This is a genomic window from Actinokineospora terrae, assembly GCF_900111175.1.
GTDB classification, from domain to species: domain Bacteria; phylum Actinomycetota; class Actinomycetes; order Mycobacteriales; family Pseudonocardiaceae; genus Actinokineospora; species Actinokineospora terrae.
The window spans coordinates 376,364-391,814 of sequence record NZ_FOGI01000007.1 but is presented as its reverse complement, the minus strand read 5'-3'; the positions used below and the strand labels follow the sequence as shown (position 1 = coordinate 391,814).

Genomic DNA, 15,451 nt, shown 5'->3' with positions numbered 1-15,451 from the left:
CCGGGGCCGTCCTTCCGCAAGGCGCGCCCAGCCGGGGTCCACCACCCACACTACGGCTTGGCACCGACAGCCGTCGCGTCGTATCCGGGCGGCTAGCGTGCCGGTATGGCGCTTGCGCGGTGGGTCTCGCTCGGGCTCGACGAGTCGTTGGGGCGGTCGTTGCTGGACCGGTGGTCGGAGCCGCACCGGCGGTACCACGACCTGGCGCACCTGGATGCGGTGTTGTCCGGTGTGGACCTGTTGGCGGAGCACGCCGACGACCCTGACCTGGTGCGATTGGCCGCGTGGTACCACGACGCCGTCTACCGGGGCAGGCCGGACGACGAGGAGCAAAGCGCGCTCCTGGCCGAGGCAGAGCTACCCGCGGCGGGTCTTGACGCGGCTGCGGTAGCCGAAGTGGGGCGCCTGGTTCGTCTTACGGCGGGGCACCGGACGTCGCCCGGTGACCGCAACGGTGAGGTGCTGTGCGACGCGGACCTGGCCATCTTGGCGTCGGATGGGTATGACGCTTACGTGGCGGCAGTCCGGGAGGAGTACCGCCACGTTCCAGAGGACGCTTTCCGCGTCGGTAGGGCTGCCGTGCTTCGGAACCTGTTGGCCCTGCCCAACCTCTACCGGACTCCCCTGGCTCGCGAGCGGTGGGAGGCCGTTGCTCGGGAGAACCTGCGCTTGGAGCTAGAAGCGCGGAGCTCTCTTCTCTAGGAACGCGGCAACACCCTCTGCGTAGTCGGGGCTGTTCACCGACGCGGAGTACATGAAGTGCACTTCCTCGTCTTCCTCGTAGCGCCCGTCGACGATGCGCCTGACGATGTCCTTGGCACCGCGGATCGTCACCTGGGACCGCGACGCCATGGTGGCGGCCAGTTCCACCGCGCGCTTGGCGGGCTCGGCGTGCAGCTCGTTGACCAACCCGATCCGCAGAGCGGTATCGGCGTCGATGATGTCGCCGGTGAAGAGGATCTGCTTGGCCCAGGCAGGCCCGACAGCGTCAACGAGCTGCTTGGTCGACGGCAGGTTGAACACGATGCCCAGCTTCGACGGCGTCACCCCGAACCGGGCGTCGGTAGCCGCGATCCGCAGGTCGCACGCAAGAGCGAGTTCGCAGCCGCCGCCGATGCAGAAGCCGTTGATGGCGGCGATGGTGGGCTTGGTGAGGCTGGTCAGCGCCTTGGTGGCGGCCTCGATCGCGTCGGCGTAGCGGCGCGCCCCGGCGGGATCCTTGCGCAGGGTGGTGAACTCGCTGATGTCGGCGCCCGCGGAGAACAGGTCCGCGCTGCCGGTGATGACCAGGACCCGCACGTCGTCGTCGGCGCGGACCTTGGCGGCGATACCGGGGATGGCGGCCCACATCCGGTAGCTGATCGCGTTCTTCTTCGCGGCCCGGTCGATGACGAGGGTGGCGACCGGGCCGTCGCTGGTCAGGATGAGGTGCTCGCTCACGCGGTCACGGTAACCGTGGGAAAGTTCTTGTAGTTAGTGTTTGGCTAGATGGGGCATTCTGCCCATATGCGCCGTACTCCCCTGGTTGGCCTGTCTGCCGTGTTGGTGCTCAGTGCGTGCGGTTCGAGTGGGGCCTCCGTGCCCGCTGGACCGGCTCCCGCGGGCGCGCCGGGGTTAAAGGTGGAGACGGTCGCGACCGGCCTGAGCCACGGCTGGGACATCGGGTTCCTGCCCGACGGCAAGATCCTCGTGACCCAGCGCAACGGCGAGTTCGCGCTCATCTCGGGCGGCGGCACCGTGACCCGGCTCAAGGCGGCCACGGAGACGGTGCAGGTGCGCGGCGAGGGCGGCCTGATGGGGCTGGTCGTGCACCCCGACTTCGCGACGAGCCGCGAGTTCACCACCTGCCAGACGCACACGGAGAACGGCGAGCCCGTAGACATCCGCCTGGTGACGTGGCGGCTGACCCAAGACGAGTTGATGGCCACGCGGGTCCGCGAACTGCTCACCGGGCTGCCTCTAGCCGCTAGCGGGCGTCACTCGGGTTGTCGGCCCACCATCGCATCCGATGGTGCCCTGCTGGTCGGTACCGGCGACACGGCCCGCGGCGACGCGTCTCAGGATCCCCGCTCACTGGGCGGCAAGGTCTTGCGCATCGACCTCAAGACAGGGCAACCGCTGCCGGATAACCCCACCGCGGGCTCCCCGGTCTACACCTACGGGCACCGCAACGTGCAAGGCGTGGCGGTACGGCCAGGCGGTCAGGTCTTCGTCGCCGAACACGGCCCGGACAAGAACGACGAAGTGAACCTCTTGAAGCCAGGCGCCAACTACGGCTGGGACCCGTCGCAGGGCGGCACCGTGCCTGGATACGACGAGAGCGTCCCCATGACCGACCTGACCCGCTTCCCCGACGCCGTCCCGGCCAAGTGGCAGTCCGGCAGCACAACCGAGGCCATCTGCGCCGCCGCGTTCCTCACCGGCGCCCAGTGGGGCTCCCTCGACGGCACCCTCGTCATCACCGCTCTCAAGGGCGCCAAGGCCCTCTTCCTCACACTCAACCCCGGCGGCGACGTCACCTCGACCACCATCCCCAGCGAACTCCAGGGCCACGGCCGCCTCCGCGCCGCCAGGACCTCGCCGGACGGCTCCCTCTACATCACCACGTCGAACGGCACCGACGACAAGCTCCTGAAGGTGACCCCGGCGAACTAGCCGGAGCCGCGAGCGGTGCCGGACCAGGGCTGTTCGCTCAGGCGGGGTTTGCCGTCCAGGTTGGACAGGCCGTTCCAGGCGAGGTTGACCAGGTGGGCGGCCACGTCGGCCTTCTTGGGCTTGCGGGCCTCCAGCCACCACTGGCCGGTGAGCGCGACCATGCCGACGAGGGCCTGGGCGTAGAGGGCGGCGAGCTTGGGTTCGTAGCCGCGGCGGTGGAACTGGACGCCGAGGATGTGCTCGACCTGGCTGGCGATGTCGTTGAGCAGGCTGGAGAAGGTGCCGGTCGTGGTGGCGACCGGCGAGTCGCGGACCAGGATGCGGAAGCCGTCGGTGCTGCTCTCGACGTAGTCCAACAGGGACAGCGCGGCGCGTTCGAGCAGGACGCGCGGGTGCTCCTCTTCCGACAGCGCGGTGGTCATGCCCTCCAGCAGGGTTTCCATCTCGCGGTCGACGACGACGGCGTAGATGCCCTCCTTGCCGCCGAAGTGCTCGTACACAACGGGTTTGCTGACGCTCGCGCGGTGGGCGATCTCCTCGACCGAGGTGCCGTCGAAGCCCTTCTCCGCGAACAGCGACCTGGCGACGTCGAGCAGCTGCTGCCTGCGCTCCTTGCCGGTCATGCGGACGCGGGGGGTCTCGATCTTTCTCGGCACCGGGACAGCCTAGGCGGTGGGGGCGGGCGGTGCGGGCTCGCAGGACCGGCACCGCCCGCGCGGGCTCACTTGACGCTGAGCTTGGCCAGTCGGGCCTCGGTCGGCCAGCGGACGTCGCTGACCCAGCCGAACTTCTCGAAGATCCAGATCAGCCGGGCCGAGGTGTCGATCTGGCCGCGCTGCACGCCGTGGCGGGCGCAGGTGGGGTCGGCGTGGTGCAGGTTGTGCCACGACTCGCCGAAGCTGAGGATGGCCAGCGGCCAGAAGTTGGCCGCCTTGTCCCGGCTGGCGAACGGCCGCTCGCCGATCATGTGGCAGATCGAGTTGGTCGACCAGGTCACGTGGTGCAGGATCGCGACGCGCACCAGGCCCGCCCAGAAGAACGCGGTCAGCGCGCCCCACCACGACCAGCTGATCAGTCCACCGAGGACGGCAGGCAGCACGAAGGTGGCCACGGTCAACCACGGGAACAGCTTGCTGACGCGGATGATGTCCTTGTCCGCCATCAGGTCCGGGGCGAACCGCTCCTTGTTGGTGACGTCGTTGTCGAAGATCCAGCCCATGTGCGCGTGCCAGAAGCCCCGGGCCAGCGCGGCGGGCGAGGTGCCGAACAGCCACGGCGAGTGCGGGTCGCCCTCGCGGTCGGAGAACGCGTGGTGGCGGCGGTGGTCGGCGACCCAGGTGGTCGGCGGGCTCTGCACGGCCATGCTGCCCATCACCGCGAGCAGGATCTTGAGCGGCCGCTTGGCCTTGAACGAGCCGTGCGTGAACAGCCGGTGGTACCCGACGGTCACGCCGAGGCCGGAGAAGTAGAAGAAGAACACCGACAGCGCGATGTCGACCCAGCTCAGACCCCAGCCCCAGGCGAGCGGGACGGCGGCGACCAGCGCGGCGAACGGGCCCAGGATGAAGATGTAGACCGCGATGCGCGAGGTCAGCGTGCGCTGTCCCTCGAACATCGGTTTGCGCCCCTTGGGCGACTGATCCGTCGTCGCGTCGTCGAGCGTGCTCGTCATGGGATGTCCCTCTCTCGAACCAGGGCCAGGCTCACCTACGGCGCCGTAACCTACGACAGCGTAAGGAACGATCCACCGACCGCGCCAGTGCCCGAGGTGCGCGCCACCCCACCACTGTGCCGAGAGCTCGGCGACGGCGCTGACCAGGTGAACGACGGTGCGCACCCATACCGCCGCGTTCGGTGACACCGCCGCGGATCTTGTGACACCGCTAACACCCGAACGGACGCGAGAGGGGGCCAATCGCCCGGGTAGGGCTGCCCCGGTGGGTACCCTCGTGCCACGATGTTCCCCACTGTGAGCGAACACCGCTCGCGATCCGCCGTGGTGTAAAGGCAGCACCTTGGATTTTGGTTCCAATGGTTCAGGTTCGAATCCTGGCGGCGGAGCAAGCCTCATCTGAGTCACAGACACCGCACCAGCCCCGACTCAGCACCAGCAGACGCGTACGAGGGGGTGCCGCGCCGCACGTGGACGACGAGCAGCGGGACCCTGGCGATCTGCCCGCGTTGGAGGAGCGCTCCGACGCCTGGTTGGTCGGGCGCGCCCGGGAGCTGCTCGCGGTCATCCAGGTGAGCCCGGTCGCCGAGCGGATCCGGCACACCGACGAGGTCGACCGGCTGCTCGCCGAGGCCCAGCACCGCGGCGAGCCCAGGATGGTCGCCCAGCTGCTGCGCTCGGCGGTCGCGGTGCGGGTGGTCAACAACGAGCTCGCCGACACCGCGGAGCCGCTGCTCGACGAACTGCTCGCGCACACCCGCAGGCACGGCCTGGTGGTGCTGCAGGCCGACGCGCACGCGCTGCGCGGCCGCAGGTTGCTGCTGGCCGGTGCCGAGGACGCCGCGCTGACCGAGGCCGCGGTCGCGCTGGCCATGCTCGACGAGGACATGACCCCGGACGTGCTGCTCGGCGGCCGCAACTGGGACATGATCATGGCGGCCACGCTGATGGACATCGGCACCGTGCTCACCCAGCTCGGCGTCTACGAGGTCGCCGACCAGGTGATGGCCAGGGCCAACAAGTGCATCCGGGCCAGCGCCGGGCCGCACCTGATCTCCGTGCACCTGATCAACCGGGCCCGGCTGCTGGTCGGCTGGGGGCTGCGGCTGGAGCGCATCGGCGAGGACGAGCGGGCCGCGGAGCGCTTCGCCACCGCGGCGGCGATCGCGGTCGCGGTGGAGGCCCCGTTCCGCGAGTCGCTGTTCCCGCGCGACCCGAACCTCTCGGCCGCGGACCAGAACCCGATCATCGGCGCGGCGCTCGCGCTGGCCCAGCCCTCCGGCGCGCACATCAACCGGTTGCAGCGGCTGTCGGCGTCCATGCGGTACCCGCGCGAACTGGTCATCGTCGCGGTCGCGCTCGCGCGCTGCCTGGAGCACGAGGGCCGAGAAGACGAGTCGGTGGACGTGCTCGGCGAGGCGCGGTCGCGGATGTACCACGAGGCGGCCGAACCGACCCTGCGCCTGTGCCTGATCCGCGAGTACGCGCGGCTTTCCGGCCCAGAGGGTGGCGAACGCACTACGGGCGCGCTGGAGCACTACGCGACCGAGTTGGAAGCCCAGCTCTGGGACATGCGCGAGTCGCGGATCGCGACCCTGAACACGCGGCGCGAACACGAGCGGTTGTCGCGCATGCACGGCGCGATCGCCAGACAGGCCCTACAGGACCCGTTGACCGGGTTGCCCAACCGGCGCGCGTTGGACGAACGGCTGGAGACCCTCGCGGGCTCACCGGCGAACCACCCGCTGGCGGTGGCGCTGGTGGACCTCGACGGCTTCAAGGGCGTCAACGACCGCATGTCCCACGCGGAGGGCGACGACGTGTTGCGTGTCGTCGCGAGCACACTGCGCGATGCCTTGCGCGGCAGCGACATGGTGGCCCGTTACGGCGGCGACGAATTCATCGTATTGCTGCCGGGCGCGCCTCTTACCGCAGCCGAGGCCGCTTTGCGTAGAGCGTTGACGGCAGTTGCCGGTCTACCTCCGGACCTGTCGCACGGGGTTACGCTGTCCATCGGCGTGGTGTCCTTGCGTCCACAGGAGACCGCCGTGCGCGCGCTCGCCCGGGCCGACGCCGCGATGTACCAGGCCAAGCGGGGCGGCGGCAACGACATCGTCGCCATCCACGCGGGCGAGGGCGACGGCACGGCTGAGGACGGGAAGCCGGACACCGACCGCGTCGACGGCGAGCGGCTGGACCCGGCGTGGGTCCTCCCGGAGACCACGTAGGATTTGGCACCGGTCGCCCGTCGCGCGCGCTACCCCGCCGACGGCGGACCCTTCCGCCTCGTTTCGCCAATGCTAGGGAGCGCGATGTCTACACCCTCCCCCGATCGTGCACGTCTGGGTCAGGTCACCTCCGTCATCCTGGCCGCGGGGGAAGGCACCCGGATGCGGTCGGCCACCCCGAAGGTGCTGCACCCGGTCGCGGGCAGGCCGCTGGTCGAGCACGCCGTGCGGGCGGCCGCGGGCCTGGAACCGGACCACCTGGTCGTGGTGCTCGGGCACGGCAGGACCGCCGTCGGCGCGCACCTGAGCGGGGTCGCCGACGCGCTCGGCCGGGAGGTGACCACCGCGGTGCAGGAGACGCAGGACGGCACCGGGCACGCGGTCGCCTGCGGGCTGGCGCCGCTCGGACCGGTCACCGGCACCGTCGTGGTGACCTACGGCGACGTGCCGCTGCTGGACACCGCGACGCTGACCGCGCTGCTGGCCGAGCACGCCGAGCAGGGCAACGCGGTGACCGTGCTGACCGCGCGGGTGCCGGACCCCACCGGGTACGGCCGGATCGTGCGGGCCGACGACGGCACCGTCGAGCGGATCGTCGAGCACAAGGACGCCACCGAGGCCCAGCACGCCATCGACGAGGTCAACTCCGGGGTCTACGCCTTCGACGCCGCCGTCCTGGTCGACGGGCTGGCCCGGCTCAAGACCGACAACTCCCAGGGCGAGCTGTACCTGACCGACGTGCTGGGCACCGCCCGCGCCGACGGCCGCCGGGTGGGCGCGCTGGTGTGCGCGGACCCGTGGCTGGTCGAGGGGGTCAACGACCGGGTGCAGCTGGCCAAGCTGGGCGCGGAGCTGAACCGGCGCACCGTCGAGTCGTGGATGCGGGCGGGCGTGACCGTGATCGACCCGGCCACCACCTGGATCGAGCTGGGCGTCACGCTGGGTCGCGACGCGCGGATCGAGCCGAACACGCAGCTGCGCGGCGCCACCACGGTCGGCGAGGGCGCCCTGGTCGGGCCGGACACGACGCTGACCGACGTGGTCGTCGGCGACGGTGCGCAGGTGGTGCGCACGCACGGCACGTCGGCCCTGATCGGCGACGGCGCGAGCGTCGGACCGTTCGCCTACCTGCGGCCGGGCACCAAGCTCGGCGCCAAGGGCAAGATCGGCACCTTCGTGGAGACCAAGAACGCCGACATCGGGGTGGGGTCGAAGGTCCCGCACCTCAGCTATGTGGGTGACGCCACGATCGGTGACCACAGCAACATCGGTGCGGCTAGCGTGTTCGTCAACTACGACGGGGTGAACAAGCACCACACAGTTGTCGGCTCCCACGTGCGCATGGGGTCGGACAACATGTACGTAGCACCCGTCACCATCGGTGACGGGGCCTACAGCGGCGCCGGGACGGTCCTGCGCCGCGACGTGCCGCCCGGCGCGCTCGCGGTCTCGGGGACCCCCCAGCGCAACATCGAGAACTGGGTGGTGCGCCGCCGCCCGGGCACGGCAGCCGCGGACGCGGCGCAACGGGCACTCCCCGCCGACGGAACCAGCGAGGACAACGGATGAGCTTCAAGGTCGGTACCCCCAAGAAGAACCTGATGTTGTTCTCCGGCCGGGCGCACCCGGAGCTGGCGGAGGAGGTGGCCAAGCACCTCAACGTCAGCATCACCCCGCAGTCGGCCTACGACTTCGCCAACGGCGAGATCTTCGTCCGGTTCGAGGAGTCGGTCCGCGGCTGTGACGCGTTCGTGATGCAGAGCGCCACCGCGCCGATCAACCAGTGGATCATGGAGCAGCTGCTCATGGTCGACGCGCTCAAGCGGGCCAGCGCCAAGCGGATCACCGTGATCATGCCGTTCTACCCGTACGCGCGGCAGGACAAGAAGCACAAGGGCCGCGAGCCGATCTCCGCGCGCCTGATCGCCGACCTGTTCAAGGTCGCGGGCGCCGACCGGATCATGACCGTCGACCTGCACACCGCGCAGATCCAGGGCTTCTTCGACGGCCCGGTCGACCACCTGTTCGCGCAGAACACGCTGGCCCGCTACATCAAGGACAACTACCCCACCGACAACATCGTGGTGGTCTCCCCGGACGCGGGCCGCACCAAGCTGGCCGAGAAGTGGGCCGACGACCTCGGCGGCGTGCCGATCGCGTTCATCCACAAGACCCGCGACCCGCTGCGGCCGAACGAGGTCGTCGCCAACCGGGTGGTCGGCGAGGTCGAGGACAAGCTGTGCGTCGTCATCGACGACATGGTCGACACCGGCGGCACGATCGCCAAGGCGGTCCGCCAGCTGCTCGACGAGGGCGCCTCCGACGTGGTCATGGCCGCCACCCACGGCGTGCTCTCCGGCCCGGCCCGCGAGCGGCTGCAGGGCAGCGGCGCGCGGGAGGTCATCTTCACCAACACGCTGCCCATCCCCGACGACAAGCGCTACCCCGGCATGACCGTCCTGTCGATCGCCCCGCTGCTGGCCAGGGCCATCCAGCAGGTGTTCGAGGACGGGTCGGTCACCTCGCTGTTCGACGGCGACGCCTGAGCGCACCGCACGGTGGGGCGACCCCCGGGTGCGCCCCACCGGTGACGCGTGCGTAAACTATTCGAGTTGCCTCGGCGAGGCGGGCATCGCGCCTGGCGTGATCGACGTGGCGGTTCGGTTCTTCGAACCGTGGCGTCTCACTGCCTCCCGTGCCCCTTGCCGCAGGCCACCCGCCCCGACTGTGAAGTCGCGCCCCCGCCGCACTGCTGATCGCAAGGAGAGCACCACCGTGTCCGAGGTACGTCTGGCCGCCGAACAGCGCACCGAGTTCGGCAAGGGCGCCGCGCGCCGCACCCGCCGCGCGGGCAAGATCCCCGCCGTGCTCTACGGACACGGTTCCGACCCCAAGCACCTGGCCCTGCCCGGCCTGGAGTTCGCCCGCGTCGTGCGCGAGCACGGCCAGAACGCGGTGCTGACCCTCAACATCGGCTCGGCCACCGAGCTGGCGCTGACCAAGACGGTCACCACGCACCCGCTGAAGAACTACATCGAGCACGTCGACCTGCTGCTGGTCCAGCGCGGCGAGAAGGTCACCGTCGAGATCCCGATCGTCGTCACCGGCGACGCGGTGCCCGGCACCCTGGTCACCCAGGACCTCACCTCGCTGCTGATCGAGGTCGAGGCGCTGCACATCCCCGAGCAGGTCGAGCTCAGCATCCAGGGCGTGGCGGCGAGCACCCAGATCACCGCGTCCCAGGTCGAGCTGCCCAAGGGCGCCGTGCTGGTGACCGACCCGGAGGCGCTGGTCCTCGCGGTCAACCCGGCGCCGACCGCCGCCCAGCTCGAGGCCGAGCTGGACACCGAGGGCGCAGGCGTGGTCGAGGAGCCGAAGTCGGACTCCTCCGACAACTGATCCCCTACGCTCCTGCGGTGCCCCGGTCCCTGGTTCAGGGTCCGGGGCACCGTGCTGTTGGCAGACCCGCGCGGGAGGGACGACATGGCTGACGAGGCGCCCTGGGTGGTGGTCGGCCTGGGCAACCCCGGGCCGAGGTACGAGGGCAACCGGCACAACATCGGGTTCCTGGTCGTCGACGAACTCGCCGACCGGCTCGGCGGCCGGTTCAAGGCGCACAAGGCGGGCGCCGAGGTGGTGGAGGGCAGGCTGGCCGAGCAGCGGGTGGTGCTGGTGAAGCCGCGCTCGTTCATGAACCTGGCCGGTGGTCCGGTCGCGGGCGCCACCCGGTTCTTCAAGGCGGGCGCCGACCGGCTCGCGGTGGTGCACGACGAGCTCGACCTGCCGTTCGGCACCATCCGGTTGAAACTGGGCGGCGGCGAGAACGGCCACAACGGACTGCGGTCGATCACCAAGTCGCTGGGCAGCAAGGACTACTATCGGGTCCGCTTCGGCATCGGCCGCCCACCCGGCCGGATGGACCCGGCCGACTTCGTGCTGCGGGACTTCTCGGCCACCGAGCGCAAGGAGTTGGCGTTCGAGGTGGACACCTGCGCCGACGCGGTGGCCACGCTGGTCTCGCAGGGCATCGAGGCCGCGCAGAACACCTACCACGCGAACTGAAGGAGGCCCCCGTTGTCCCTCACCCCCGACGCCGTGCGCGCGGTGACCTTCGACAAGGCCCCCTTCGGCAAACGCGGCTACCACGAGGACCAGGTCGACGCGTTCCTGGACAAGGTGGAGGCGGCCCTGGAGGGCCGGGGCAAGCTGACCGTCGCCGAGGTCCGCGAGGCCGAGTTCGACGCCGCCCCGCTGGTCAAGCGCGGCTACAACGAGGACCAGGTGGACGAGTTCCTGGACTCGGTCGCCGTCGAACTGGAGTCCCGCGCTGCCGAGGACGCCCTCAAGGTCATCCCGGCCAACTCCGAGGCCCCGTACCTCCCGCTCCCACCCGCACCCCCCGGCACCCGCGGCTACCACCCCACCGACGTCGAACGCCTGGCCCACCTCCTCGACCGAGCCGCCAACGAACACGGCGCGGGCCCCAGCGCCGACCAGGTCGAAAACCTCCGCCTAGGCCTCTCCGCCTACCCCGGCCAGGGCTACCACCCCGCCGCCGTAGACGCCATCAAAGCCGCCTGGCTCACCGAACTCCGCCGCCGCTAGCCCCCCGTGCGAGGCCTCGGGTCAGACCTGGAGCCCCCCCGCTCAACAGACCTCCCCGCCCCCGCGCTCCGACACGGCGCCGGGGTCCGCCGCAATGCCCGCCCAAGCGGCCCCACCAACGCCCCTACCGAGAGCCGCCCACCCAAGCGACCCCATCACACCCCACCGCCCACAGCCCAGCCAGCGCCTAAGCATTAGCCCGAATCGCCCCACTCCAAGCGACTCATCTACGCCCCCACAGCCCCATAGCCCAGCCAGCGTCCGCCCAACACCAGCCCGAAACGGCCCCACCCAATGGCCCCACCCGACGGCCTCGCGCGCGCACGCCAGTCCGGCCCCAGCCCCCACCCTCTCCGGGGGGCGTCCCAGGTCCCAGCCTACCGGCACCCCCCGACAGACGATCTTGAAACAGGGCGCCGAAGATCCACATGTGGATAACTTCTGTCGCTGAACCGGGTGAATGTCGCCACCCGGTAGCGCAAGAAACCGCAGGTCAGAGCGTCGAGCACCCAAACGAGCCGCCCCGCTGACCCAAGTCGCTCAGGGCCAGGGTGAACGGGGCGGCACAGCACAACTAGCGTCCACAGTGGACAGATCAGCCCTCGGAGGCCTTGATCGTCGCCAGGACCTGTTCGCCGGCGGCGGCGCGGCGGAGTTTGCCGGAGGGGGTCTTCGGCAGGGAGCCCGGCTTGAGGACCACCACCGCGACCGGGCGGGCGTTCACGGCCTCGAACACCCGGGCCGCGACGTCCTTGCGCAGGCCCTTCACGGCGGTGTCGTCCTCGGCCAGGCGGGATTCGACGACCACCGCGAACCGCTCCCGCCGGGAGCCCGCGTCGATCCGCACGGCGACCGCGTTCCCGGCCCGCACACCCTCCACAGTGGACGCGGCGCGCTCGATGTCGGTCGGGTAGATGTTGCGCCCGCCGAGGATGATCACGTCCTTGCGGCGCCCGCAGATGACGATCTGGCCGTCCACCAGGTACCCGATGTCCCCGGTGGCAAGCCATCCCTCGGCGTCCTGTGTCGCGACAGGACCGTCGACCGTCAGGTACCCCGGCGTCACGGCCTCGCCGCGCAGTCGGATCTCGCCGACCTGGCGGGAGCCGAGCACCACGCCCTCCGGCGACACGATCTGCGCCTCGATCCCCCGCAACGGCTTGCCCAGCACCGCGAACGCCCGCCCGGAGTCCACACCGGCCGGTACCGCGAGGTTGTCGGACTCCAGCTTCTCCGCGTCGACGTGGTCGAGGGTCAGCCCGGTGAACAGCGGCGCGAACGACACCGCCAGCGTCGCCTCGGCCATCCCGTACGCGGGGAACACGCACTCCGCACGCAGGCCGAACCGGGCGCCCTCGCCCGTGAACGCCAGCACCGCCTTCTCGTCGATCGGCTCGGCCCCGTTGAGCGCCAACCGCAGCGACGACAGGTCGTACCGCCCCTCTTCGTCCACTCCGGACAGTCGGCGGCCGAGCAGCGCGTAGGCGAAGTTGGGCGCGGCGGTGATCGTGCCGCCGTAGCGGGAGATCAGGTCGGCCCAGATGAGCGGGCCGCCGAGGAACTCGACCGGGGTGACCTTGACCAGTTCGATGCCCGCGGTCATCGGGACGGTCAGGAAGCCGACCATGCCCATGTCGTGGAACAGCGGCAGCCAGGACACCATGACGTCGGCCTCGGTGTCGATCTCGGCGGTGTCGACCATGGCGGTCAGGTTGGAGAACAGGTTGCCGTGGGTGATCCGCACGGCCTTCGGGTCGGCGGTCGAGCCGCTGGTGAGCTGCAGCAGCGCGGGCGCGTCCTCGCCCACCTCGACGACGTCGGCGAGCGGGGCGCCGCTGTCGAGGTCGGCCAGCCGCAGGTAGCCGATGCCGTGCTCGTCGAGCAGCGGGGCCAGCTGGTCGAACGGGGCGCCGAGCAGGACGAGCTTGGAGTCGATCATGTTGAGCACGCGCACGGTGTCGTGCGCCCACTCGGCCAGGTCGGTGCGCGCGGTCGGCTGGTGCAGCATGGTCACGCTGCCGCCTGCCAGCCACACCGCCTGCACCGCGGGGGCGATGGCGACCGGCTCGGCGGCCAGCACCGCCACCGCGCCGTGCCTGCCGAGCCCACCGGCGGCCAGGGCGCCCGCCATGCGCAGCGCGCGCTCGTGCACCTGCCCCCAGGTGTGGCGGACGGGCTCCTTGGGCTCCCCGGTGGTGATGCCCTTCCGCTCACCCCTGGTGCGCGCGGTGTCCAGCAGCATGTCGACGAACCGGCTCATGCCGCCAAGCCTAGATCAGTGTTACTCCGCGGTATCGGCCAGTTCGAGCCACCGCTGCTCCAGTTCGTCCTTCGTCGCGACGACCGACCGCAGCTCCGCGTCGAGTTCGAGCAGCTTGGCGGCGTCGGTGGCCGCCTCCGCGAGGGCCGCGTGCAGCGTGGCCTCCTTCTTCGCCAGGGTCTCGACCTGACGCTCCAGCCTGGCCAGCTCCTTCTGCGCCGCGCGCCGGTCGGCCGCGTTGACCTTGACGGCGGTGGCGGCCGCCGCGGGCTGGGGCTTGGCGGGTGAGGCGGCGGCCAGGCTCGCGGCGCGCCTGGTCAGGTACTCCTCGATGCCGCCGACCAGGTGCGTCACCTTGCCGTCGCCGAAGAGGGCGACGACCCGGTCGCAGACGCGTTCCACCAGGTACCGGTCGTGCGAGACCACGACGATGGTGCCCGGCCACGAGTCGAGCAGGTCCTCCAGCTGCTGGAGGGTGTCGATGTCGAGGTCGTTGGTCGGCTCGTCGAGCAGCAGCACGTTCGGCTCGGCCATCAGCAGCCTGGCCAGCTGGAGCCTGCGCCGCTCGCCGCCGGACAGGTCGCCGATCGGGGTCCACTGCTTGTTCGCCGGGAACCCGAACCGCTCCGCGAGCTGCGACGCCGACAGGTCCTGCTTGCCGAGCGTCACGCGGCGCGCGATCTCCTCGACCGCCTCTAGGACCCGTAGCTGCGGCGGTAGCTCGTGCAGTTCCTGCGTCAGGTGGGCCAAACGGACGGTCTGACCCTGGATCCGCTTACCGGCCTGAGGCTCGCTATCGCCTGCAAGCAACCGGAGCACGGTGGTCTTACCTGAGCCGTTGACGCCCACGAGCCCGACACGATCACCGGGCCCGATGCGCCACGTCTCGCGGTCGAGGATCGGCTTGTCCCCCGCGCTGATCGACACGTCCTCCAACTCGACCACGGTCCGCCCGAGGCGCCGCTTGGCGAACGCCAGCAGCTCCACGTTGTCGCGCGGCGGCGGGACGTCGGCGATCAGCGCCTCGGCCGCGTCGATCCGGTAGCGCGGCTTCGAGGTGCGGGCCGGGGCGCCGCGGCGCAGCCAGGCCAGCTCCTTGCGGGCCAGGTTGCGGCGCTTCTCCTCCAGCGTGTCGGCCAGCCTGGCGCGCTCGGCCCTGGCGTAGATCCAGTCGGCGTACCCGCCCTCGTACTGCTCGACCTGGCCGCCGACGACCTCCCAGGTGCGGCTGCAGACGGTGTCGAGGAACCAGCGGTCGTGGGTGACGACCACCAGCGCGGTGCCCCGGGAGATCAGGTGGTCGGCCAGCCACTGCACGCCCTCGACGTCGAGGTGGTTGGTCGGCTCGTCGAGCACCACCAGGTCCAGCTCGCGCACCAGCGCGGCGGCCAGCGCGACCCGGCGCCGCTCACCGCCGGACATCGTGTCGACCGGGCTGTCCAGGCCGAGCGTGGTGATCTCCAGGCCGGTGAGGATCGACCGCGCCCTCGGGTCGGCCGCCCACTGGTGGTCCTCGGTGATCCCGAGTGGATCCAGCACGGCGTTGCGCACAGTGGACCCCGGCGCCAACTCCGTGCGCTGCGTCACCACCGCCATCCGCAGGTCGCGCACACGCGACACCCTGCCCTCGTCGGCGGGCTCTAGGCCTGCCAGCACCTCGAGCAGGGTGGTCTTACCGCCGCCGTTGAGCCCAACGACGCCGATGCGATCACCGCGCCCTACACCGAGGGAAACCCCGTCCAGCAGCGGCCGCACACCGAAGCTCTTGCTGACGTTCTCCAGGTTGACCAGGTTGGTCATCTAGCCCCGCACTCCCCGCCATCCGCCGGACACACCGGGGGCAAGCGTATCCACCGTGGCCGGTGGTCGACCGGGTGCGGGCCGTCACTTTCCCAGTTTTACCGAATATCGAGCGCATTCGGACGGCGACCGAAGGTGAGCGGTTCCGTTTGCGCGCAACCGTTCGGACACGCTCCGTGTGATTCTTTTGACGTGGTAACAAAATTCGACTAGTTACGACATAGAAGTTCG

Annotated in this window: 13 protein-coding genes and 1 tRNA gene; 9 read left to right on the top strand and 5 right to left on the bottom strand. The window is 70.5% G+C overall.

Annotated elements, in window-relative coordinates; all coding sequences use genetic code 11:
- The first annotated feature begins 105 nt into the window (after positions 1 to 105).
- Entirely contained in the window at positions 106 to 702 is a 597-nt protein-coding gene (locus BMY07_RS18265) for an HD domain-containing protein (RefSeq protein ID WP_092779774.1), read from the top strand.
- Here BMY07_RS18265 and BMY07_RS18260 read toward each other — a convergent pair.
- A complete protein-coding gene (locus BMY07_RS18260; RefSeq protein ID WP_092779772.1) occupies positions 676 to 1,440 on the bottom strand; it encodes an enoyl-CoA hydratase/isomerase family protein in 765 nt (254 codons plus the stop codon). The genes BMY07_RS18265 and BMY07_RS18260 overlap by 27 nt on opposite strands.
- A gap of 66 nt (positions 1,441 to 1,506) precedes the next feature.
- Between BMY07_RS18260 and BMY07_RS18255 the strand changes: the two genes are divergently transcribed.
- Positions 1,507 to 2,655, top strand: a complete 1,149-nt coding sequence (locus BMY07_RS18255) for a PQQ-dependent sugar dehydrogenase (RefSeq protein ID WP_092779770.1) — start codon at positions 1,507 to 1,509, stop codon at positions 2,653 to 2,655.
- Here BMY07_RS18255 and BMY07_RS18250 read toward each other — a convergent pair.
- Together BMY07_RS18250 and BMY07_RS18245 are read right to left on the bottom strand one after the other, a co-directional pair.
- Positions 2,652 to 3,278: a TetR/AcrR family transcriptional regulator gene (locus BMY07_RS18250; protein WP_092779768.1), complete on the bottom strand. Its 627-nt coding sequence runs from the start codon at positions 3,276 to 3,278 to the stop codon at positions 2,652 to 2,654. The two genes, BMY07_RS18255 and BMY07_RS18250, sit on opposite strands and share 4 nt — an antisense overlap.
- Before the next feature lie 98 nt (positions 3,279 to 3,376).
- Positions 3,377 to 4,327, bottom strand: a complete 951-nt coding sequence (locus BMY07_RS18245; protein WP_092779766.1) for an acyl-CoA desaturase — start codon at positions 4,325 to 4,327, stop codon at positions 3,377 to 3,379.
- 318 nt (positions 4,328 to 4,645) lie between these two features.
- Between BMY07_RS18245 and BMY07_RS18240 the strand changes: the two genes are divergently transcribed.
- From BMY07_RS18240 to BMY07_RS18210, 7 genes are all read left to right on the top strand, one after another.
- A tRNA-Gln gene (locus BMY07_RS18240) sits at positions 4,646 to 4,716 on the top strand.
- 81 nt (positions 4,717 to 4,797) lie between these two features.
- A complete protein-coding gene (locus BMY07_RS18235) occupies positions 4,798 to 6,555 on the top strand; it encodes a GGDEF domain-containing protein (protein WP_245782466.1) in 1,758 nt (585 codons plus the stop codon).
- An 84-nt stretch (positions 6,556 to 6,639) separates the two neighbouring features.
- Positions 6,640 to 8,124 carry a bifunctional UDP-N-acetylglucosamine diphosphorylase/glucosamine-1-phosphate N-acetyltransferase GlmU gene (gene glmU, locus BMY07_RS18230; protein ID WP_092779762.1) on the top strand — a complete coding sequence of 495 codons (1,485 nt, stop codon included), beginning with the start codon at positions 6,640 to 6,642 and terminating at the stop codon, positions 8,122 to 8,124.
- On the top strand, positions 8,121 to 9,101 hold the full coding sequence (locus BMY07_RS18225) for a ribose-phosphate diphosphokinase (RefSeq protein WP_092779760.1): 981 nt from the start codon (positions 8,121 to 8,123) through the stop codon (positions 9,099 to 9,101). Before glmU ends, BMY07_RS18225 begins: the two co-directional genes overlap by 4 nt.
- 229 nt (positions 9,102 to 9,330) lie before the next feature.
- The gene (locus BMY07_RS18220) at positions 9,331 to 9,954 is read left to right on the top strand and encodes a 50S ribosomal protein L25/general stress protein Ctc (RefSeq protein WP_092779758.1); all 624 of its coding nucleotides are present in this window, start codon (positions 9,331 to 9,333) and stop codon (positions 9,952 to 9,954) included.
- 84 nt (positions 9,955 to 10,038) lie between these two features.
- Positions 10,039 to 10,617 (top strand): aminoacyl-tRNA hydrolase, encoded by a 579-nt coding sequence (gene pth, locus BMY07_RS18215; RefSeq protein WP_092779756.1) that lies wholly within the window; start codon positions 10,039 to 10,041, stop codon positions 10,615 to 10,617.
- A gap of 12 nt (positions 10,618 to 10,629) precedes the next feature.
- Positions 10,630 to 11,160, top strand: coding sequence for a DivIVA domain-containing protein (locus BMY07_RS18210; RefSeq protein ID WP_092779754.1), 531 nt, complete (start codon positions 10,630 to 10,632; stop codon positions 11,158 to 11,160).
- Positions 11,161 to 11,755: 595 nt separating this feature from the next.
- Here BMY07_RS18210 and BMY07_RS18205 read toward each other — a convergent pair.
- Together BMY07_RS18205 and BMY07_RS18200 are read right to left on the bottom strand one after the other, a co-directional pair.
- Positions 11,756 to 13,420, bottom strand: coding sequence for a fatty acyl-AMP ligase (locus BMY07_RS18205; RefSeq protein WP_092779752.1), 1,665 nt, complete (start codon positions 13,418 to 13,420; stop codon positions 11,756 to 11,758).
- Positions 13,421 to 13,441: 21 nt separating this feature from the next.
- On the bottom strand, positions 13,442 to 15,220 hold the full coding sequence (locus BMY07_RS18200) for an ABC-F family ATP-binding cassette domain-containing protein (protein WP_092779750.1): 1,779 nt from the start codon (positions 15,218 to 15,220) through the stop codon (positions 13,442 to 13,444).
- Positions 15,221 to 15,451: the final 231 nt, after the last annotated feature.

Coding starts and splice junctions, on each gene's coding strand:
- BMY07_RS18265 (WP_092779774.1), top strand. CDS start 106: ATGGCGCTTGCGCGGTGGGTCTCGCTCGGGCTCGACGAGTCGTTGGGG.
- BMY07_RS18255 (WP_092779770.1), top strand. CDS start 1,507: ATGCGCCGTACTCCCCTGGTTGGCCTGTCTGCCGTGTTGGTGCTCAGT.
- BMY07_RS18250 (WP_092779768.1), bottom strand. CDS start 3,278: ATGACCGGCAAGGAGCGCAGGCAGCAGCTGCTCGACGTCGCCAGGTCG.
- BMY07_RS18245 (WP_092779766.1), bottom strand. CDS start 4,327: ATGACGAGCACGCTCGACGACGCGACGACGGATCAGTCGCCCAAGGGG.
- glmU (WP_092779762.1), top strand. CDS start 6,640: ATGTCTACACCCTCCCCCGATCGTGCACGTCTGGGTCAGGTCACCTCC.
- BMY07_RS18225 (WP_092779760.1), top strand. CDS start 8,121: ATGAGCTTCAAGGTCGGTACCCCCAAGAAGAACCTGATGTTGTTCTCC.
- pth (WP_092779756.1), top strand. CDS start 10,039: ATGGCTGACGAGGCGCCCTGGGTGGTGGTCGGCCTGGGCAACCCCGGG.
- BMY07_RS18205 (WP_092779752.1), bottom strand. CDS start 13,420: ATGAGCCGGTTCGTCGACATGCTGCTGGACACCGCGCGCACCAGGGGT.
- BMY07_RS18200 (WP_092779750.1), bottom strand. CDS start 15,220: ATGACCAACCTGGTCAACCTGGAGAACGTCAGCAAGAGCTTCGGTGTG.